Origin of the sequence: Kribbella yunnanensis (assembly GCF_039529655.1) — a bacterium.
GTDB lineage: Bacteria > Actinomycetota > Actinomycetes > Propionibacteriales > Kribbellaceae > Kribbella > Kribbella yunnanensis.
The window spans coordinates 159193-179727 of the sequence record NZ_BAAANF010000020.1 but is presented as its reverse complement, the minus strand read 5'-3'; the positions used below and the strand labels follow the sequence as shown (position 1 = coordinate 179727).

At 68.3% G+C, this 20535-nt stretch carries 16 protein-coding genes; 8 read left to right on the top strand and 8 right to left on the bottom strand.

The genetic code is table 11. The features are described 5' to 3' along the window. The first annotated feature begins 3 nt into the window (after positions 1-3). The 3 genes from ABD231_RS30845 (at position 4) to ABD231_RS30835 (ending at position 4506) form a co-directional block, all read left to right on the top strand. Positions 4-1104, top strand: a complete 1101-nt coding sequence (locus ABD231_RS30845) for a neutral zinc metallopeptidase (protein WP_344159656.1) — start codon at positions 4-6, stop codon at positions 1102-1104. After that, positions 1101-2372 carry a neutral zinc metallopeptidase gene (locus ABD231_RS30840; protein WP_344159653.1) on the top strand — a complete coding sequence of 424 codons (1272 nt, stop codon included), beginning with the start codon at positions 1101-1103 and terminating at the stop codon, positions 2370-2372. The genes ABD231_RS30845 and ABD231_RS30840 overlap by 4 nt, the downstream gene beginning before the upstream one ends. Positions 2373-3471: 1099 nt before the next feature. Continuing rightward, positions 3472-4506, top strand: coding sequence for a neutral zinc metallopeptidase (locus ABD231_RS30835; RefSeq protein ID WP_344159650.1), 1035 nt, complete (start codon positions 3472-3474; stop codon positions 4504-4506). 304 nt (positions 4507-4810) lie between these two features. On the opposite strand, the gene ABD231_RS30830 is transcribed toward ABD231_RS30835, so the two are convergent. Then, positions 4811-6496 carry a DUF2207 domain-containing protein gene (locus tag ABD231_RS30830; RefSeq protein WP_344159647.1) on the bottom strand — a complete coding sequence of 562 codons (1686 nt, stop codon included), beginning with the start codon at positions 6494-6496 and terminating at the stop codon, positions 4811-4813. Between the two features lie 55 nt (positions 6497-6551). On the opposite strand from ABD231_RS30830, the gene ABD231_RS30825 reads away from it, so the two are divergent. From ABD231_RS30825 to ABD231_RS30815, 3 genes are read left to right on the top strand one after another with little or no spacing between them, the layout of a single operon-like run. Further along, on the top strand, positions 6552-7655 hold the full coding sequence (locus ABD231_RS30825) for a neutral zinc metallopeptidase (protein WP_344159644.1): 1104 nt from the start codon (positions 6552-6554) through the stop codon (positions 7653-7655). 55 nt (positions 7656-7710) lie between these two features. Next, on the top strand, positions 7711-11637 hold the full coding sequence (locus tag ABD231_RS30820) for a Pls/PosA family non-ribosomal peptide synthetase (protein ID WP_344159642.1): 3927 nt from the start codon (positions 7711-7713) through the stop codon (positions 11635-11637). Continuing rightward, positions 11637-13007 (top strand): M1 family metallopeptidase, encoded by a 1371-nt coding sequence (locus ABD231_RS30815; RefSeq protein WP_344159640.1) that lies wholly within the window; start codon positions 11637-11639, stop codon positions 13005-13007. Before ABD231_RS30820 ends, ABD231_RS30815 begins: the two co-directional genes overlap by 1 nt. 122 nt (positions 13008-13129) lie before the next feature. Here ABD231_RS30815 and ABD231_RS30810 read toward each other — a convergent pair whose 3' ends face one another. Continuing rightward, positions 13130-13996 carry a LysR family transcriptional regulator gene (locus tag ABD231_RS30810; protein ID WP_344159637.1) on the bottom strand — a complete coding sequence of 289 codons (867 nt, stop codon included), beginning with the start codon at positions 13994-13996 and terminating at the stop codon, positions 13130-13132. Positions 13997-14066: 70 nt separating this feature from the next. Between ABD231_RS30810 and ABD231_RS30805 the strand changes: the two genes are divergently transcribed. Continuing rightward, complete coding sequence (locus ABD231_RS30805) at positions 14067-15029, top strand: nitrilase family protein (protein ID WP_344159634.1); 963 nt, start codon at positions 14067-14069, stop codon at positions 15027-15029. Between the two features lie 40 nt (positions 15030-15069). Here ABD231_RS30805 and ispF read toward each other — a convergent pair whose 3' ends face one another. From ispF to ABD231_RS30790, 3 genes are read right to left on the bottom strand one after another with little or no spacing between them, the layout of a single operon-like run. Further along, the gene (gene ispF, locus ABD231_RS30800) at positions 15070-15549 is read right to left on the bottom strand and encodes a 2-C-methyl-D-erythritol 2,4-cyclodiphosphate synthase (protein WP_344159632.1); all 480 of its coding nucleotides are present in this window, start codon (positions 15547-15549) and stop codon (positions 15070-15072) included. Next, on the bottom strand, positions 15546-16241 hold the full coding sequence (ispD, locus tag ABD231_RS30795; RefSeq protein ID WP_344159630.1) for a 2-C-methyl-D-erythritol 4-phosphate cytidylyltransferase: 696 nt from the start codon (positions 16239-16241) through the stop codon (positions 15546-15548). Before ispD ends, ispF begins: the two co-directional genes overlap by 4 nt. Positions 16242-16292: 51 nt before the next feature. Beyond that, positions 16293-16778: a CarD family transcriptional regulator gene (locus tag ABD231_RS30790; RefSeq protein ID WP_012918679.1), complete on the bottom strand. Its 486-nt coding sequence runs from the start codon at positions 16776-16778 to the stop codon at positions 16293-16295. A gap of 254 nt (positions 16779-17032) precedes the next feature. On the opposite strand from ABD231_RS30790, the gene ABD231_RS30785 reads away from it, so the two are divergent. Next, positions 17033-17659: a hypothetical protein gene (locus tag ABD231_RS30785; RefSeq protein WP_344159627.1), complete on the top strand. Its 627-nt coding sequence runs from the start codon at positions 17033-17035 to the stop codon at positions 17657-17659. A gap of 199 nt (positions 17660-17858) precedes the next feature. Here the strand turns inward: ABD231_RS30785 and ABD231_RS30780 are convergent, their stop codons facing one another. The 3 genes from ABD231_RS30780 to ABD231_RS30770 form a co-directional block, all read right to left on the bottom strand. Further along, positions 17859-18341, bottom strand: a complete 483-nt coding sequence (locus ABD231_RS30780) for a VapC50 family PIN domain-containing toxin (protein ID WP_344159624.1) — start codon at positions 18339-18341, stop codon at positions 17859-17861. Between the two features lie 104 nt (positions 18342-18445). Next, positions 18446-18979 carry a helix-turn-helix domain-containing protein gene (locus ABD231_RS30775; protein ID WP_344159621.1) on the bottom strand — a complete coding sequence of 178 codons (534 nt, stop codon included), beginning with the start codon at positions 18977-18979 and terminating at the stop codon, positions 18446-18448. Between the two features lie 493 nt (positions 18980-19472). After that, positions 19473-20483, bottom strand: coding sequence for an iron-siderophore ABC transporter substrate-binding protein (locus ABD231_RS30770; RefSeq protein ID WP_344159618.1), 1011 nt, complete (start codon positions 20481-20483; stop codon positions 19473-19475). Between the last annotated feature and the right edge of the window lie 52 nt (positions 20484-20535).

The window sequence follows — 20535 nt, the reverse complement described above, 5'->3', positions numbered from 1 at the left end:
TCCGTGTCAGGCAACCAGCAGTGGGGACCGCCGCCTCCTCCCCAGGGGTACTACGCGCCTCCGCCGCAGCAGCCGCAGTACTACGGTCCGCCGCCGGGCGCGCCGCAGTACGGGTGGGGGCCGATGCCACCGCAGCAAAAGCCGCCACGCAAGCGTGGACTGGCCTTCCTGGTGTTCGGACTACTGGCCGTGATCGCGGCCGGCGGCGTACTGATCGCAGTGAAGATCGTCCAGGCCGGAAACGAGGAGGCGGCAACAAATACGCCCGCACCGTCCCGGTGGACTCCGCCGCAGCGCACTCTGCCGGTGCGGACGCCTTCGATGCCCGTGGCAACCACCGCGCGGCCGACGGCCACCAAGACGACTCCGCGGCCGCTGTCGCAGACCGACCCGCTGAAGTACGTCGCCACGCACCGGCTCTACAAGTCAGGTCCGATGCGGTCGGTGAACTGCAAGGAGTCCAAGGGCGGGATGCGGACGCTCAGCCAGACCGCTACCTACTACAAGACCTTGATGAACTGCCTGAACCGAGCGTGGCCGCGCCAGGTGAGCGCATCCGGCGCCCGGTTCGAGGCGCCGCGACTGATCGTCTTCAACACCCAGGTGCAGTCCCCCTGTGGCAACTCCGATCGCGGGCTGTCGTTCTACTGCTCGTCGAGCCACGGCGTCTACATGCGGGCCAGCAACGAGGTGGCGAACTGGAAGACCAACCCAGGCTTCACCCGCGCCCTGGCCACCCACACCGTGGCGCACGAGTACGCGCATGCCATGCAGGAGTCGACCGGAATCATGTCGGCCTATGAGCGGGTCCGCTACAACCAGCCCACCAGTGCCCGCCGGCTGGAGATGAACCGCCGGATGGAACTGCAGGCGTCCTGCCTGGCAAACGTGTTCCTGGGCGCCAACCGCAACTCCTACCCGCTCAAGGGCGAGTCCTACCGGAACTGGCTCTACATCGTGAACAACAGCGGTGACGTCGACCCGCGGTTCCCCGCCGACCACGGCACACCGGGAAGCCACGGCTACTGGTCGCGGGGCGGGTTCGCCGCCCACAACCCGTCCAAGTGCAACACCTTCAGCGCGGGGCCTGCCAAGGTGCGGTGAGCCAGGACTCCGCTACCGTCAAGCGGGTGTCAGGCAACCAGTGGGGCCCTCCGCCGGGCCAGTACCCCCAGCAGCCGCCGCAGGGTCAGTACCCGCCACCGGGTCAGCCGTGGCCGCCTCAACAGCCTCAGTACGGCGCTCCTCCGCAGTACGGCGCTCCGCAGTACGGACCGCCGCCCGGGCAGCCGCAGTTCGGGTGGGGCGCGGGTCCCGGCGGACCGAAGCCGCCACGGAAGAAGGGTGGCGGCGCCAAGCTCGCTCTGACCGTGGTCGGTCTGATCGTCGTCGGCGTGGTCGGACTGGTCGGTGTCTCGACGGCGCTGAAGCACAACGGCAGTGATGACGGACCGTACAGCAGCCAGCCGGAGCCGACGTACTCGTCGACCTATGGCAGCAGTCCGTCGTACACGCCGACTGTGGACCAGCCGACGCCGACCACCACCCAGTCGGCCACGAAGCCCCCGCCGCGGCCCACCACGACCCGCCCTGTCGTCAAGCCGACAGCACCGCGGACAACTCGGCCCAAGAAGCCAGTGGTGGTGCTGACGGACCTCGACATCGTCGCGCGGAACCGGCTCTACAAGTCCGGTGCGATGCGGTCGGTGAACTGCAAGGAGTCGAAGGCACGGCAGTCGACGTACGCCGGGGCCACGGCCAATTACAAGAACCTGTGGAACTGCCTGAACCGCTCGTGGCCGTCGCTGGTCACCAAGTCCGGTGCGAAGTTCCGTCCGCCGAATGTGCGCACCTTCACCGGCACCATCAACACCCCGTGCGGCAGTTGGAACGACTCCGGACCACCGTTCTACTGCCCCAGCACCGAGACGATCTACATGAACCTGACCGAGGACGTCGGTCACTACAACCAGTACAACCAGAGCATCCCGCGGGTCTGGTCCCGGATGTGGATGCTGCACCAGTTCGCCCACGAGTACGGGCACCACGTGCAGGAGCTGACCGGGATCTTCCGGGCGTACTCCCGGATGCGGTACGAGGCGCCGTCCACCGCGAAGGAGCTGGAGCTCAGCCGCCGGCTCGAGCTGCAGGCGTCCTGCTTCAGTGACATCTTCATCGGCGCGAACCGGAACAGCTACCCGATCTCCGGCCAGTCCGCAGCCCAATGGCGCTACCTGATCGGACACGTGACCGACAACAACAACGACCACGGCGACGCCCCGAACCACAAGTACTGGGCCCTCCGCGGCTACAACACCCGCAACCCGAGTTCGTGCAACACCTACGTCGCCTCCCCCAAGAAGGTGCAGTAGACGTGCAGTAGCTCACCGACGGGCCGCCGTGGCTGGCGTCCGGCCCCGGGATCACGCAGAGTATGACCCGGGGGCGTACGGCGAAGGCCTGGGGGGCGAAGGACCGTGCGCTGCTTCGGCACCCCGAGAAGCGCCGGAAGCACCATGTCGACGGCTACACCCAGCAAGGTCGTGAGGAGTTTTGATGTCGGACAGCGGGAACCCACCACGGGGGGACGAACCGGCGGACGGCGAGAACGCCGCTCCCCCGGAGTCACGCCAGTGGTGGACCGGGAGCGAGGCCAAACGCGAGTTCCAGGACCCCACCGGGTCCGAACAACCGCCCCCGGCCAACAACTGGTTCGGCGAAGGCTGGACCACCCGCCGCCCCGAAGACCCCGCCGGCCAGTCAGGTACTGGGCAGCCGACTGCTGGGCAGCCAGGTAGTACGCCGCCCACCCCCGGCCACCCCGCCCCGCCCCAGCCCCCGGCCAGCCACTCCACCCCGCCCCAGGCCAGCCACCCCACGCCGCCTACCTCCACCCAGCCCACCCCCGGCCGGCCCGCCCAGGCTCAACCCACCACCGGTCAGCCAGGTGGCGCTCAGCCTGCCCCCGGCCGCCCCACCCAGCCCCCGGCCGACCACCGCACCCCGCCTACCTCCACCCAGCCCACCCCCGGCCAGCCCGCTTCCGGTCAACCTGCTCCGGCCCAGCCCACCGCTGGTCAAGCAGGTGGTTGGCAGGCAGCACCGGGGCGTCCGACCTCGGCTCCTGGCGAGCAGGCTCGGCCTCGCCCCCAGTCGGGACCCGCGATGGGCACACCCCAGGCTGGCTCCCGGCCGGCTCAGACGGCTCCCGGAACGCCCCAGTCCGGCTCGGCCGGGCCCCGCCCGGCGCAACCCGCGCCCGGTGTACACCAGTCGGGTCCTGCTGGCACTCGCCCCGCGCAGCCGCCGTACGCGGGACCGATTCCTCCGCAGCGCGCACCGCAGCAGCCGCTGGGGGCTCACTCCGGTCCGCCGGCGGCAGAGCGGTCGCAGGGGTCTTATTTGTGGGGGGCTCCTGAGCAGGGGCAGTCGGGTGGGGCTCGGCATGCGGCGGGTGGTCCGATCGGGCCGATGGGTCAGCCGGTGCAGCAGCCGCCGACCTGGCAGTACCCGCCGATTCCGATCCCGCAACCACCTGGCTCGGGTCGTCGGCGCAAGCCCCGCAAGACACCGCGCGCCCTGCTGATCGGTCTGGTCGCCCTCGCCGTACTCGTGGTCGGCACTGGTATCACCCTGCTCGTCGGCAACCTCGGCGACGACAAGGCTCCCCAGTCCACCGACACCCCGACCCCGGTCTCCTCCTCGGACACCCCGTCGACCCAGCCGTCGCAGACGCCCACTTCGGCGGCCCCGAAGCCGTCACCGACCCCGACCGGCCCGAACACCGCGGCCGCCGACAAGGTCGTGAACAGCAGCAACCTGTACGCCGTCGGTCTGCTCGCACCGTCGAAGTGCCCGGAACCCCCGTTCGTGCCGACGAGCTTCGCGCTCGCGACGAACTACTACAACCGGTCCCTGGCCTGCCTGAACGCCACCTGGCTCCCGGCGATGAACAAGATCAAGGTCAAGTACCGCGGCCCGAAGGTCGCCGTCTACAACGGCAAGGTCGCGTCACCGTGCGGTGTCCAGCGCAGCGTGCGCGCGGCGTACTGCGGCGCCAACGAGACCATCTACATGCCGTACTCCGTCGACGCCCGCGCATACAAGTCGAACGCCGTCTACGCACGCGCACTGATGCTGAGCACCTTCGCCCACGAGTACGGGCACCACATCCAGAAGCGCACCGGCATCCTGGCCGCCTCCCTCGAACGCGCCCAGCACATGAACGCCAACCAGAAGCTCGAGGAGAGCCGCCGCCGCGAACTCCAGGCCAGCTGCCTGGGCGCCGCCTACCTCGGCATCAACTCAGGCTTCATCCCGATCACCGGCCCGCTCCTGCAGAGCTACCGCTTCCTCATCTCCCACACCGGCGACGAGTACTCCCGCCCCCGAGTCCACGACCACGGCAACCGAGCCAGCAACTACCAGTGGAACATCGCCGGCTTCAACACCAAACGCCCCGGCAGCTGCAACACCTTCAAAGCCGGCCAAGCCCGAGTCGCCTAACCGACACCACCCGCCCCCGCGCCCCCAAAGTGCCCAAAGGTGGGCCGCCTTCTCTTGGTGCACGAGATCCAGCTTTGTGCACCCACCAACCAGTTTCGTGAGCTCCCCGTGGTTGGTGGGTTCCCAAAGATGAGCAGGGTGCACAAAGAGCAGCGGGGGTGTTAGGGAGCGGCGGGCTGCTCTTTGGGGGCGAGGTGGTGGCGGGTGGGGCGGAAATGGGTTCGGCGCGACCACGGGGGGGTGGTCGCGCCGAAGGTGCCGAAGGAGGAGTCGCCGCCGGAGGCGGTGTCCTTTGCGGCGGTGGTTAGAAGAGGCGGCGGGCTGAGGCCAAGGAGCCGCCGAAGGAGGTTACGAAGTTGGAGAGGGACTCGCCGATGTCGGAGAGGTGCCAGTTCTCGGGGCCGGAGTACCAGCCGATGCCGGCGTCGGGGTCGTCGTCATCGTCGGTGGCGGCGATTTCGGCGGCCCACTTCTCGGTGAGGCCTAGGACTGCGGCGTAGGGGAGGCAGCGGGAGGCGAATTCGAGGCGGTGGCTGTGCGGGAGTGAGGAGGAGGTCTCGTCGGTCAGGTAGCGCTGGAGACCAGCGACTCGGCCCAGGACGGCTGCACCGCGGGCGGTGCGGGCCGGGGCGGCTTGGCCGGCGAGGGCTAGGGCCAGGCCGGCCAGGATGAGTGCGAAGCCGACCAAAGCGAACTTGCTGACCACGGCCAGCACGATCGTCAGTACGACGCCTGCTCCAAGCAGCACGACTCCCGCAGTGGTCCAGCGGTTCCGTACGGCGTCCGGTCGGCTCGCGAACCAGCCTTGCGTGACGACGTCGGCGTACAGGTGTTCGCGAACCTGGTTGAGGCGCGGGCGCAGTGCGGCGCCGAGCTCAGAGACGACCACCGTGTCACCGTCGGCGAAGAGCGCATCCAGCAGCGCCTTCTCGTACGGGAGGAGCTCCGGTCCGCCCTGGTGCTGGCGGTGCAGCTCCCAGTCCAGCTTGCCGAACTGGGACTGCCGCGGCAGCTCCACGATGGTCAGGTAGTTGCGCACAGCAAGGTCCAGCAGGGTCGCGGTGATGTCGACCACGTCGGCGGTCTCGTCGACCACCGTCCCCACCTGACCAGGGCGGATCCCGTCCGGCGCGGCGAACTGCGGGCCGTCGGCACCCTCCAGCACCGGGCGCTCGGGTGCACCCTCGCCGACCTTGGCTGCGTCACGGCCGCGCAGGAACCACAGAGCCGCCGCACCGAGCAGTCCGATGCCGAGCACGATCACGGCCAGGCCGACCGTGCTCGCGTCGACGGTGAAGGCCCGGCTGAGCGTCCAGCGGGTCTTGAACGCCGCGTTCGGCTGGACGGTCGCCTGGTCGCTCAGACCGGTCAGGAAGGTGACTCGGCCGGCGGCCGGGACGCCGTTCTGGGTGATCTCCAGCCCGGCGGACTCCGCCAGCTGGGACGACGTACAGGGCATGCTCGAGCCGGTGCGGCCGGCGAAGCAGGTCACCCAGGTGGCGAACGGCACGTTGATCGACAGCGCCGCCTTCGGGATCGAGGTGTTGAACCCCTGCACGACCGGCCAACTCACCTCACGGCCCTCGGTGGACTCGGCCACCACGTTGCCGACGGTGTAGCTGTAGACGACCGTGGTCTTGCCGGTGGCGTTCACGGTGATCCGGCGGCCGCCGTCGATGCCCTCGTCGCTGAAGCCCTGCGCGGGCTGACCGTTGACAGTGGCTGAGATGTCAGTCACGTCGTACGTGCGGTCGCGCTCGGCGTCGGCGCGGACCCGGGTGGTCAGGGTCCGGCTGAACGTCGAGCCGCCGGCGGTCAGGTCGACGGTCTCCTTGATCTGGAGCTTGCCGTCCTTGGTCAGCGTCGCATCGGCGGAGTACCCGGAGATCTGGTCGTCCGCGGCGTGGGCGGGCAACGTGCTCAGGGCAACGATCGGTGCGGTCAGGCAAATCATCAGGGCGGCCGGGAGGACGCGGCGCTTCAGTGACATGGGTTGAGAGTAGTCTCGTCCCGGTTCGTCGAGCGAAATCAGGAGGGCAAGACCGGTGAGCAGCCCGTACGGCGGTCCCCAGGACCGGGTCGGTCCCCCACCCGGTGTGCTCCCGCCACCCCAGGCAGCACCGTGGCAGGGCCAGTACTCCGGCCCTCCCCCGGGGCAGCAGCAATACGGTCAGTACCAGCAGCCGCAGGGTCAGTGGGCCCAGCCGTACTACGGCCCGCCCGGCGGGCAGTTCAACGGCTTCCAGCCACCGAAGCGCCGTGGCGGCGCCACCCGCTTGCTGGTGTTCTGCGTCCTGGTCGTGGGCTTCCTGGGCGTCTCACTGGTGGTCATCATCGCGCTGCTCGGCCGGGGCGGTGACGCCAGTGCGGATCCGGGCGTGACCGGTCCGTCGATAGTGCCGACGGCTACCACCAAGCCGCAGAAGGGCACCGCCGAGGACTTCCTGCTGAACGCGAACATCTACCGGACCGGTCCGCTACCGGTGCAGAACTGCAAGGCCGAGAACCTAGGTACCGGCAGCCTGCAAGCGCAGAAGGTCTACTACCAGAAGCTGTTCGCTTGCCTGAACGACGCGTGGCGGCCGATCTTCAAGGAGATCGGGCAGGAGAAGCCGGACCCGGGTCTGGTGGTGTTCGACAAGCCGGTGGTCACGCCGTGTGGCAGCTTCGCACCGCTGTCCGGCCGGGTGCTCGCCTTCTACTGCTACGGCAACCAGGTGATGTACACCGACGTACTGCAGATGAACAAGGCGTTCGGCCCGAAGCAGGACCTCGCGTACCTGATGACGATCTCGCACGAGTACGGGCACCACGTGCAGGGAGTCACTGGTTTGTTTTACGCCCGGATGACCTACCTGCAGGACCACCCCGAGCAGAAGCTCGAGTCGTCGCGCCGCAACGAATTGCAGGCGTCCTGCTTCGCAGGTGTGTTCAGCAAGGCCGTTGAGCAGTCCTACCCGCTGACCAATCGACTGGACGAGTTCAAAGAGCAGTCCAGCAACAGCTTCGGTGAGAGCCCGTCGACGCCCGAGAACGAGCGGACGCACGGACTGGCCACCAGCCAGGGTTTCTGGATCCAGAACGGCTTCAACATCGGCTCGAACAAGGCCTGCAACACCTTCGCGGTGAACACCGACCTGGTGAAGTAGTCCACCCGTTGCTCGACGTTCCGGCGTCGTTAACCGAACGGCGTAACATGCGCCCGTGACGTTGCGACGCGGGGACCTGGCGCCGTCGGCGCGGACATTGGTGGACGTGCTGTCCGAGACTGCCACCAAGTACGCCGACGAGCCCGCGCTGGACGACGGCAGTGTCAGCCTGAGCTATCGCGAACTGATGGCCCAGGTCGAGAAGTTCGCCGCCCGGTTGACCGCGGCCGGCGTCGGTCCGGGTGACCGCGTCGGCGTCCGGATCTCGTCCGGACACAACGACCTGTACGTCGCGATTCTCGGCACACTGCACGCCGGAGCGGCGTACGTGCCGGTGGACGCGGACGACCCGGAGGAGCGCGCCGAACTGGTCTTCGGCGAGGCCGCCGTCGCCGCGACGGTGGCCGACGACCTAGAGCTCACCGTACTGCGCGAGCAGCCGGTCGGTCCGGTGTCCAACGACAACGCCGACGGCTACTCCGACTACCCCTACTCGGCCCGGATGGACGCCCCCGAGGCCCTCCCGGCGCCGCGGATGTCGGACCGGCCCGAGCCCACTGACGATGCCTGGATCATCTTCACCTCGGGCTCAACCGGCGTACCGAAGGGTGTCGCGGTGTCCCACCGGTCGGCGGCCGCGTTCGTCGACGCCGAGGCACGGATGTTCCTCCAGCAGGAGCCGATCGGTCCTGACGACCGTGTGCTGGCCGGGCTGTCGGTCGCGTTCGATGCGTCTTGTGAAGAGATGTGGCTCGCCTGGCGGTACGGCGCCTGTCTCGTCCCGGCCCCGCGCTCACTCGTCCGCAGTGGCATGGACCTCGGTCCCTGGCTGGTCGCTCAGGGCATCACGATCGTCTCGACCGTGCCGACGCTGGCCGCGCTCTGGCCGGCCGATGCGCTCGACCAGGTCCGGCTGCTGATCTTCGGCGGTGAGGCGTGCCCGCCCGAGCTGGCCGAGCGGCTCGCCGTCGACGGCCGCGAGGTGTGGAACACGTACGGCCCGACCGAGGCGACTGTGGTCGCGTGCGGCGCGCAGCTGACCGGGGAAGGCCCGGTCCGGATCGGCCTTCCACTGGACGGTTGGGACCTTGCCGTGGTCGATGCCGAAGGCAACGAAGTGGCCGAGGGCGGGATCGGCGAGCTGATCATCGGTGGCGTCGGCCTGGCCCGCTACCTGGACCCGGCCAAGGACGCGGAGAAGTTCGCCCCGATGCCCACACTGGGCTGGGAGCGCGCTTACCGCAGTGGCGACCTGGTGAAGAACGAGGCGGCCGGTCTGCTCTTCCAGGGCCGGGCCGATGAGCAGATCAAGCTCGGTGGCCGCCGGATCGAGCTGGGCGAGGTCGACGCGGCTCTGCAGGCACTGCCCGGGGTGTCCGGTGCGGCAGCCGCCGTACGGGCCAGTGCGGCTGGTAACCAGCTTCTCGTCGGATACGTCGTACCGGACGAGGCCTTCGATCAGCAGAGTGCGACCGAGCGATTGCGTGAGGCACTGCCGGCGGCGCTGGTGCCGCTACTCGCCATCGTCGACACCCTGCCCACCCGCACGTCCGGCAAGGTCGACCGGAACGCACTGCCCTGGCCGCTGCCCGGGATGGACTCCGACGGCCCAGCTGCCGAGCTGGACGGTACGGCGGGCTGGCTGGCCGAGCGTTGGACGAAGGTGCTCGGTGCCAAGGTCACTGGTACCGACAACGACTTCTTCATGCACGGCGGTGGCAGTCTGGCCGCTGCGCAGCTGGTGTCCGCGCTGCGCGAGCGCTACCCCGAAGTGACCGTCGCTGACATCTACGAGTACCCCCGGCTCGGCGCACTGGCGGATCGGCTCGACGAGTCCACGCAGGTGCTGACTGAGCCGGTAGAGCTGCGTGACATCCGGCCGACACCGCCCGGTACGCAACTCCTGCAGACCGCGCTGACGCTCGTACTGCAGACCGTGGTTGGCGTGCGCTGGCTGGTCTACCTGTTCACACTGAACAACCTGCTCGACGAATTCGCCGGACCGCTGCCATGGATCCGCACAGTGTCGTGGTGGTGGATCCTGGCCGGTTGGCTGTTGCTGATCACTCCTGCGGGCCGCATGGGCATTGCTGTGGTCGGTGCGCGGATTCTGCTGCGCGGTCTGAGGCCAGGCACGTATCCACGCGGTGGCAACGTGCACGTCCGCCTCTGGGCCGCGGAGAACCTGGCCGACGCAGCTGGTGCAGCCAACCTGGCCGGTGCGCCCTGGATCGCCTACTACGCGAGAGCGCTCGGAGCGAAGATCGGTCGCGGCGTAGACCTGCACACGCTGCCGCCGGTCACCGGCATGCTGACCATGGGCAGGGGCGCGTCGATCGAGCCCGAGGTCGACCTGTCCGGCTACTGGATCGATGGCGACCAGCTGATCGTCGGTGCGATCAGTGTGGGCCCGGATGCGGTCATCGGTTCGCGTTCGATGCTGCTGCCCGGTGTCGAGATCGGCCGCGGCGCTGAGATCGCAGCCGGCTCCGCTGTCTCCGGCAGGGTCCCGCCGAGCGAGCGCTGGTCCGGCTCTCCGGCCAGTCGCGTGGGCCGCGCCCGGCACCCGTGGCCCGACGAGCGGCCGGCCCGCGCCCCCTGGTGGGTAGCCGCGTACGGCGCTCAGTCCGCAGTGATGTCCTTGCTCCCGGTCGCCGCTGCCGCCGCAGCGCTGTTCGTACTCGGCCGCGCGCTCCAGGGCACCCAGACACTCGGTGATGCTGCGCTACGCGCGCTCGCTGCGGTTCCGCTGATGACACTGGTCGGTTTCGTCACTCTCGCCGTACTGACGTTGATTGGCGTGCGGCTGCTCGGGATCGGCATCAAGCCCGGCCACTACCCAGTGCGGAGCCGAATCGGGTGGCAGGTGTGGGCGACCGAGCGACTGCTGGACACCGCCCGGACTCTGCTCTTCCCGCTCTACGCGAGCCTCGCGACACCGTGGTGGCTGCGCGCACTGGGCGCCAAGATCGGCAAGGACGTCGAGGCGTCGACCGTGTTGCTGCTGCCGAAGATGACCACGGTCGGCGAGGGTGCGTTCCTGGCCGACGACACGATGATCGCGTCGTACGAGCTCGGCGGCGGCTGGCTGCACGTGGCCGGCGCGAAGGTCGGCAAGCGCGCCTTCCTGGGCAACTCCGGGATGACCGCGCCCGGCCGCTCAGTCCCGAAGAACGGCCTCGTCGCCGTACTGTCCGCTGCTCCGAAGAAGTCCAAAGCCGGTACGTCGTGGCTCGGGTCGCCGCCGGTGAAGCTGCGCCGGCAGGCGGTCGCGGGCGACCAGAGCCGCACGTTCCACCCGCCGTTCAAGCTCAAGGTCGCCCGGGCGCTGGTGGAGCTGTGCCGGTTCGTCCCGATGATGTGCACGGTGCTGATCGCGCTCGGCGTGCTGTTCGCACTGCAGGCGCTCGACATCTGGCTCGGCCCGTGGGCGGCGCTGCTGCTGTCCGGTGCGGTGATCCTGGCTGCCGGTGCGGTCGCCGGCGGCATGGCGACCGTGGCCAAGTGGGTGATCGTCGGCCGCACCCGTGCGGTCGAGTACCCGCTGTGGAGCTCGTTCGTGTGGCGCAACGAGGTGGTCGACAGCTTCGTCGAGCTGGTCGCCGCCCCCTGGTTCGCGAACGCCGCCGCCGGTACGCCGGTCCTCGCGCTCTGGCTGCGGTCCCTCGGGGCCAAGATCGGCAAGGGCGTTTGGTGCGAGACGTACTGGTTACCGGAGGCCGATCTGATCACTTTGGGCGACGGGGCAACAGTGAATCGCGGTTGCGTGCTGCAGACACACCTGTTTCATGATCGAGTGCTCTCCATGAGCACAGTCACCTTCGGGCCGGGCGCGACCCTCGGACCGCACGGCATCGTCCTGCCTGCCGCGTCAGTCGGTGCGGGGGCTACCATCGGCCCGGTGTCTCTCGTAATGCGTGGTGAAGGCGTGCCCGACGGAACCCGTTGGGCAGGGAACCCGATCGCTCCCTGGCAGGGCTGATGGCCTTCGCTAATGGTGCCGGTCGCCCCACTGCCGGGCACCCCGGAGCTTCGTCCGCTGGTGATCCCTATGTGCCCAGCCACGGCAACGGCGGGTACCACGTCGAGTCGTACGAGCTCGAGCTGGACTACCGCGTCAACAGCAACCGGCTGTCCGGTAAGGCCAACATCACTGCGGTCGCCGAGCAGGCCCTGTCCCGGTTCGCGCTCGACCTGTCCGGGCTGCGCGCCACCAAGGTGACGGTCAACGGCCGCCGGGTCTCGCGCTTCACCCAGCGCGCCGGCAAGCTGCACATCACCCCGGCGAGCACGCTGATGGACGGTGCGGAGTTCACCGTCGACATCCAGTACAACGGGAACCCGAAGCCCGAGGACAGTCCGTGGGGAGGCCTCGGCTGGGACGAGCTCACCGAGGGTGTGATCGTGGCCAGCCAACCCAGTGGGGCGGCCACCTGGTTCCCCTGCAACGATCACCCCGGCGACAAGGCGCACTACCGGATCACGATCACCACCGATTCGCCGTACCACGCTCTGGCGAACGGGCGACTGGTCTCGCGCCGGGTCAAGGCCAGTCGCACGACCTGGGTCTATGACCAGGCTGCGCCGATGGCGACGTACCTGGCGACTGTGCAGATCGGCCGGTACGACGCTCTCGATCTGGCCAGGACTCCGGTCACCACGCGCGCCCTGGTGCCGCCGGGCGAGCTGCGGGACTTCAAGTACGACTTCGGTCGGCAGCAGGACATGATGACGCTGTTCTGCCGAATGTTCGGGTCCTACCCGTTCGGCAACTACACGGTCGTGGTGACCGACGACGACCTGGAGATTCCCCTGGAGGCGCAGGGCATCTCGGTCTTCGGCAGCAACCACGTGGACGGGAAGCGCACGTCGGAGCGACTGGTCGCACACGAGCTGGCACACCAGTGGTTCGGCAACAGCCTCACTCCGTCGGCCTGGAAGGACATCTGGCTCAACGAGGGCTTCGCCTGCTACGCCGAGTGGCTGTGGTCGGAGGAGTCGGGCGGGCTGAGTGCCGACCAGCAGGTGTCCAAGGCGCACACGCGACTGCGTGGGCTGCCACAGGACCTGCTGCTGTCGGACCCCGGCCCGGAGCTGATGTTCGACGACCGCCTCTACAAGCGCGGCGCCATCACCCTGCATGCGATCCGCCTGCACCTCGGCGACGACGCCTTCTTCGACATGCTCCGCACCTGGACCAAGACCTACCGCCACGCGTCCGTCACCACCTCCGACTTCGTCGCCCTCGCCACCCAGTTCTCCCCCGACCAAGAGGCCCTCCGCTTCCTGTTCGCCAGCTGGCTAGGCGAATACGCCCTCCCCGACCTCCCCCGCCGCCCCCGCAAGCGCTAAACCCCGGCACCCCCAAGCCCTGCCCCAGCAACCATCTGATGGGTTACCCCACGAGGTTGTGGGTTCTGCACCCGCATGCGGTGGGGGAACCCACACGCCGATGGGTTAACCCATCAGATGGTTCAGGTGGTGCGGGCTACTTCGGCGGCGGCTTGGAGGAAGCGTTCGGTGAGGGGCGTGCGGGTGGACCAGGCGGCGCCGATCCACCAGGTGGCTGCGCGGCCGGGCAGTGGGACTAGGCGGACCTCGCCGGGGGCGATGCGTTCGGCAGACAGCGGTACGACGGAGGGTCCGGCGCCGGCTGCGGTGAGCGCGAGCATCGTCTGCAGGTCCCCGGCTTCCTGAAGTACTTGCGGGTGGCAACCGAGCTCGGCGTACAGGCCGTTGATCTGAGCTGTGAGGCCGGGGCCGCGGTCTGGCGTCAGTCGGACCAGTGGGCGACCGTCCAACCAGCGGGCGAGGTCTCGGGGCACGGACTGGTCGATGGGGAGTGCCAGGGCCAGGCGGTCCTTGCGGAGGCGCAGCTGCTCGAGGCCGGCCGGGACTGGGAGGCGGACGAAGCCGATCTGCAGACCGCCTGCTTGGAGCCGCTCACACTGCTCGGCCGAGGACATATCTTCCAGCGACACCGAGACTCGCGGCCAGCGGCTGCGGAAGAGCGCCACCGCGCGCGGGGCCAGCTCGATGCCGGACAGGCCGAAGCCGATCGCGAGCGAGCCCTCGACACCTGCGGCGACCTGAGCGGCCCGGCGTTCGAAGGCTTCTGAACGCTCGAGCAACTGCAGAGCGTCGGGTAGCAGCAGTTCACCCTCCGGAGTCAACCGCGCACCGTGCCGGCCGCGTACGAACAGCACCGAACCGAGCCGACGCTCCAGGACCTGGATCTGCTTGGTCAGCGCGGGCTGACTGGTCGCGAGCTCATCGGCCGCGGCCCCGAAGGTCCGCAGCCTGGCGACGGTGACGAATGCCCGCAGCAAGCGCAGGTCCATAACCATAGGATATGGAAAATCGATAAACATCTATTGGACGTGATGGATCGCTGGGCGTTTCGATGGTCGTATGAGGCTCTTTCGCACCGCCACCGTTCAGTTCCAGGCCGTCCCCGACCAGCCCGCCCAGAACCTCGCCACGGTCGAGCGGCTGGCCCGGCAGGCCGTTGCCGAGGGCGCGCGGCTGGTCGTCTTCCCGGAGCTCTGCCTGCTCGGCTACTGGCACTTGCGGCGGCACACGGCTGCGCGACTGGCCGAGCTGGCGCAACCGGTCGATGGTCCGCTGATCCGTCAGGTGCTTGCCCTGGCCAAGGACCTGGATGCTGGTCTTGGGGTCGGGTTCTTGGAGGCCGCTGGCGGTCAACTCTTCAACGCGTACGCCGTCTGTCTGCCGAACGGCGAGGTCCACGTGCACCGGAAACTGCATGCGTTCGAACACGAGGCGATCGCCAGCGGATCGTCGTACACGGTGTTCGAGACGCCGTGGGGATTCCGCGCCGGGGTACTGATCTGCTGGGACAACAACCTGGTCGAAAACGTCCGGATCACGGCGTTGCTTGGGGCCACGGTCTTGCTCGCTCCGCACCAGACCGGCGGTACGAACTCACGGAGCCCGCATGGGATGAAGCCGATCCCGCTGTCGGTCTGGGACGGAGATCCGACCGAAGCCTTCAACGGCCCGAACGGTCGCGAGTGGTTGCTGCGCTGGCTGCCGGCCCGGGCCCACGACAACGGCATCTTCGTCGTCTTCAGCAACGGAGTCGGCCCGGACGATGACGAACTCCGCACCGGCAACGCGATGGTCCTCGACCCCTACGGCCGCATCATCGCCGAAACCCCAGTCCCCGCCGAAGCAGTAGTAACCGCCGACCTCGACCTGGACCTCGTGCCGCTGTCCACAGGCCAACGCTGGATAAGGGGCCGCCGCCCCGACCTCTACGCGCCGCTGACGGTGGTCAGCGGAGACGAGTTAGATGCCCGAGCCACCCGCTTCTCGCCAGACCCGGTCGAGCGCAACGCGCCCCCGAGCTAGGCCCGGGCGAGGGCGACGTGCCCTTACTCCCCAACCACGGTCAGTAGATGAGGGCGGTGGCCATGGCGACTATGCCTTCGCCTCGGCCGGTGAAACCCAGGCCATCGCTCGTGGCGGCGGCTACTGAGACCTCGGCGCCGCAGGCTTCACTCAGGACCTCTTCGGCTTCCTGCCGGCGCAGGAGGAACCGTGGGCGGTTGCACACCACCTGCACGGTGACGTTGCCGATCTCGTAGCCGAGGGCACGCACACGGCTGGCGGACTCGGCCACCAGCGATACCCCGGACGCACCGGCGAACTGAGGATCATCCGTCCCGAAGTTGGTTCCGAGATCACCCAGCCGGGCTGCGCTCAGCAACGCCGTACAGATGGCGTGGGCTGCTGCGTCGCCGTCCGAGTGTCCTGCGGCGCCGACGGTTTCGCGCGGCCAGTGCAGGCCGGCCAGCCACATCGGGCGGCCCTCCTCCAACGGGTGAATGTCGATGCCGTTGCCGATCCGGGGGATCCTGCCCTCGATCAAACCAATCGCCTCTCCGCCAGCAGCGCCTCCGCCAGCAGTAAGTCCTGGGGGCGCGTCACCTTGAACGCGTCCGGCGACCCTTCGACCGTCAGCACGGTCACGCCGAGCGCCTCGCACAGCATCGCATCGTCGGTCGCCCCGACCACACCCGCCGCATGCGCGCGCCGCAGTACGTCGGGGGCGAAGCCCTGCGGAGTCTGCACCGCAACCAGCGTCGACCGGTCCGGCGTGGCCACGACCTCACCGGTCGGACCGACCTGCTTGATCGTGTCTGTCACCGCAACCGCCGGTACGACGGCCTCGGCGCCGGCTCGCACGGCCGCCACCACCCGCTCGATCGCGTCGACCGGGACGAACGCCCGGGCCGCGTCGTGCACGAGAATGCAGTCGATCCCCTCGACCGGAACCAGCTCGAGCGCGGTCCGGACCGAGTCCGACCGCTCCGCGCCACCCGCGACCACGAGCAGGCGGGTGTCCCCGACGTACGGGGTGAGCTCTTTGGTGACGGTTTCTTCGGTGCCGGGTGGGACTGCGACCACCAAACAGACGAGGTCGGCGGCGGACGCTGCCTTCAGTCCACGAACCGCATGGACCAGCAGCGCGTCGCCACCGACCTCTCGAAACGCCTTCGGGGTCTCACCACCGAGCCTCAACCCGAGACCTGCCGCCGGAATGATCGCCGCCGTACTCATCTGGCGACAACACAGGACAGCAGGGTCACGGGATCAGACTCGACCTGACAATCAGGACGCCAGGACCTCGTCGAGGATGGCTTCCGCCTTGTCCTCGTTCGTGTGCTCGGCTAGCGCCAGCTCCGAGACGAGGATCTGGCGAGCCTTCGCCAGCATCCGCTTCTCACCGGCGGACAGACCACGGTCCCGCTCACGGCGCCACAGGTCGCGGACGACCTCGGCCACCTTCATCACGTCACCGGAGTGCAACTTCTCCAGGTTCGCCTTGTAACGTCGCGACCAGTTGGTCGGCTCCTCCGTGTGCGGAGCCCGCAGCACGTCGAAGACGCGCTCCAGACCGGCCTGATCCACGACGTCACGCACGCCGACAAGATCGAGGTTGCACGCGGGGACCCGGACGACCAGGTCGTTCTGAGCGACGATCCTCAAGACCAGATAGGTCTTGTCCTCACCTTTGATCTGACGGGTCTCGATGTCCTCGATGACGGCCGCACCGTGATTGGGGTAAACAACCGTCTCGCCGACTGTGAAAGTCATATGTCACGTGCCCCTTTCCGAGTCCTATCCTACCACGCGCCGGCTGGTCCGGTTCTGACGTTTGTGCTGGTCAGAGGCCATTTCCCGCCTTGACAAAGGCTCCCCGCCATGCCTCGTGCGCGCGAAGACTGTTGCCGGTGACACCAACGGGTGCCCACCCGGCGTCGGCCCTCACCCGGGGTGGCACTACGCTGTGCTGCGCCGGAGGCCGTGCGCCGAAGGACCCCGAAACAGCTTGCAGGAGAGGGATTCCAGTGCCGATCACGTTGTCCGCGCGGTCCGTCCGGCGCGCCGCGCTGGCGAGTGCCGCCGCCACTCTCAGTATCGTCCTGGCGGCCTGTGGCGCGAACTTCAACGCCCAGACCGCACAGCCGTACCAGCCGGCCGAAGGCACCAACGCCTCCTCCGGCGGCATCGTGGTCCGCAACCTCCTGGTCCTCGCGGACGAGCACGGCAAGGGCGAACTGCACGGCGTAGTCATCAACAACGGCACCGCCACCGACACCCTGGTCTCCATCACCCAGGCCCCGCCGAAGCCGCCGACCGCCGACACCCCGCCGGAAGACCCGGCGCCCGTCACCTTCGGCAAGTTCGACCCCCTCAGCCTCGCGGTAGGCGCCGCCCTCCGCCTCCCCCAGACCGGCGGTGTCGACGCCACCCCGACGGCCACCCCGAGCACCACCCCCACGGTCACTCCCTCGGGCACCCCGAAGACCCCCGCGGCGGCTCCCTTCTCGGTCACCGGCGCCGAGCCCGGCAAGATGGTCAACGTCGTCATCACCTTCGCCAAAGCCGGCCCCATCACCACCGACATCCCCGTCCTCACCGACGACCACTACGCCCCCACCCCGCGCGACGACGCCCCCAAGGGCGAGCACTAGTACCCCTCGCACCGGCTCCCGCCTCGCTACCGCTCGGCCCGCCGGTGCCCCACCCACCCTTCCTGCGCGGCTGCCGCCGCTTCCTGCCAACAGCATTTCGGCGACCGCACATTCGCGACCGCCGCCGCTAAGCCCGCTCCTCCGTCGCGTGCACGCGGCTTGCTGACCCGGATGAGTGCGGTTCGGATCCCGACCGCGGTTAGCGGGCGTCGTTGATCAAGGCGACTGCCTCGTGCATCTCGTACCTGTCGCGCAGAACCGCGAGAATGTCGTCCACCGACATCGGAGGATCGATGAGGCGCCGGGTCATTTTCGACACCGCGTCCAGGGCCGCCTGCGGTGAGACCGCCACGGTGTTGGCAGCGAACTCTCGCGGTACCACCACCTGGATCCCGTGCGGAATCTTCTCCGCCGGGAAGTCCTTCAGATTGTCCGTCACGATCGCACCGGCATGACCCGCCACCGCGGCTGCCACGACATGTTCGTCATGGCGATCCGGGAGGTCGAACTGGCCGTCGCACGGCTCCCAGTTCGGTACCTCGGCGTCGTCGAAGAATCTGCGCAACTGCTCGATGAGACGTGCCGATCTCGTCTCGGCCTCGGCGAGGGGAAGTCCGTCTCTCGTTGTGTACTTGTCGATCTCGCAGTGCTCGAGCTCGTCGAGGATCGCGCTACTCCACAAGGGGCGGTAGAGATTCTCACGGCGAGACTGAGCAGGAAGTCTCTTTGGCGGCTGGGCTACAGGACGCAAGGATCGAGGAGTGCAGCGAACACTCCGCGATGATGTCAGAGTTCCGCTGCTCGCCGCCGCTCCTCGGCACGCTGCTTCCGAATCCGCTTGAGGCGCTCGGCCACGACCGCAGGATCCTCGTCTTCGCTGACATCGACCGACGTGTCTGCGATCGCCTGGTACTGCCTCTGTCGACGGAGTTCGCGGTAGGCCAGAAGGCTCCGCAGCGGGATCTTCCGCCGGCTGCCGATCCGGTCGCAGTCGAGTTCGCCCGCGTCGATCAAGCGGATCACTGTCGGTCGGCTGACGCCGAGGAGATCCGCGGCCTGTTGTGTCGTCATCATCGGCATCGTCGGCGAGAGCGTGATCGCCTTCCCTGCCGTCAAAGCCGCGACAGCCTGCACGAGCACGTTGTGCAGTGACTCGGGAAGCTCGATCTGCTCGTGCTCGTCGGCGCCTACGAGAAGGTAACGCCGCTCGGGTAGCTCGCCCGTCTTGCTGTGGTGGGCTTCGAGGAAGCTGGCGACCGTTGCCAGTTGCTCACGCTCGTCGGGCAGGTAAGTCTGCGATTCGAGAGATTCAGCAGTCATGACGGCTCCAGCGGTGAACATTGCGCACATGTGTTCATAACGTGCGAATATTGTCGCAGGTTACTGCAGATCTCAGCAAGGGTGCGGTCGGCCGGCGAGACGGATGCAATTCACCCGTGATGTGCAGCCCGGATCGGCAAAGACACTTTCGGCCTCGCGTAACCCGAGAGGGCGGCCGTGGGTGCCGCTCCTGAGCGCGGGGCACGCCGTGTGCATCGCAAGCGGCGCGCACCACTCCACCAATCCGGTTCAGCGAGCGGCGTGCACGCGACGGAGGAGCGGGCTTAGCGGCGGCGGTTGCGAATGTGCGGTCGGGCGAACTGTTCTCACCAGGAAGCAGCGGTAGCCGCGTGGGCACCGGCGGGCCGAGCGGTAGCGAGGTGGGAGCGAGGTGGGAGCGAGGCGGGGGTAGACAACCGAACGGGCCGCTCCCGGCGCGGGGCGGCCCGTTCGTCGTGCCGGCGGGGCCTGTGGCCGAGGTCCCGTCGGACGTTCAGTTGGCGGCTTGGGCCGCTTTGGCGAGGCTGGGGATCATTTTGTCGAGGACCCAGGGGACGCTCAGGACGCTGACCGAGCTCATGCCGGAGATGACCTGTTCGTCGTCGAGGGCGTAGGCGCTACCGCGTTTGACCGCGCCCAACGACGAGTAGACGGGGTCGGCGGCGAACTTCGCCGTACCCAGGCCGTCGACGTACGCGATCAGTACGTCGGCATCGGCGTCGGCGATCTTTTCCTTGCTGATGCTGATCGCGAACTCGTTCTTGGTGTTCTTCTTCTGCTGTGCCTCAACGCCGGGCGCGTTCACGAAGCCCATCTGGTTGAGGATCTGCACGCGCGGGTCGCCCGGCATGTAGAGCCAGTTCTCTTGGCCGAAGGAGCCGACGGCGAGGGTCTTGCCCTTGAATTCGGGGTGCTCGGCGGCGACCTGGTTGATCTTGTCGTTGAGGCCGGTGATCAGCTTCTCGGCCTCGGCCTTCTTGCCGAGGGCTTCGCCGACCAGCAGGGTCTGGTCCTGCCAGGTCGTCTGCCACGGGGCGCCCGGGTACGCGACCGTCGGCGCGATGCCCGACAGGGTGTCGTACGTCGCCTTGTCGAAGCCCTCGTACGGCGCCAGGATCACGTCCGGCTTCAGCGCCGCGATCTTCTCGAACGGGTACTTGTCACCGGTGTCGAGCAGTTCGGTCTTCGCGGGGTCGAACCACGACGCGTCCCAGGCGGTGACGCCGGCCGGGGTCGGGCCGTAGGTGACCTTGGGCATGGCGACCGGGGTTTCGCCGAGGGCGTGGACGATGTCCTGGGCGTTCCAGCCGAGGGTGACGATCCGCTGCGGCTTCGCGGGTACGACGGTCTCCCCGAAGGTGTTCTTCAGCTTCACCGGGAATCCCGCCGTACTGGCGGACCCCTGCGGCTGCGGGTCGTCGGCAGTACTGCAGGCGACGAGCAAGCTGGTTGCGATCAGTACGCCGGCGGCCGCACTGATCGCCCGGAAGGGGGGCAATGCCATCAGAGACTCTCCTCAGTCGAAACTAAGGACAGCCTAAGCTAACCCCGACGGT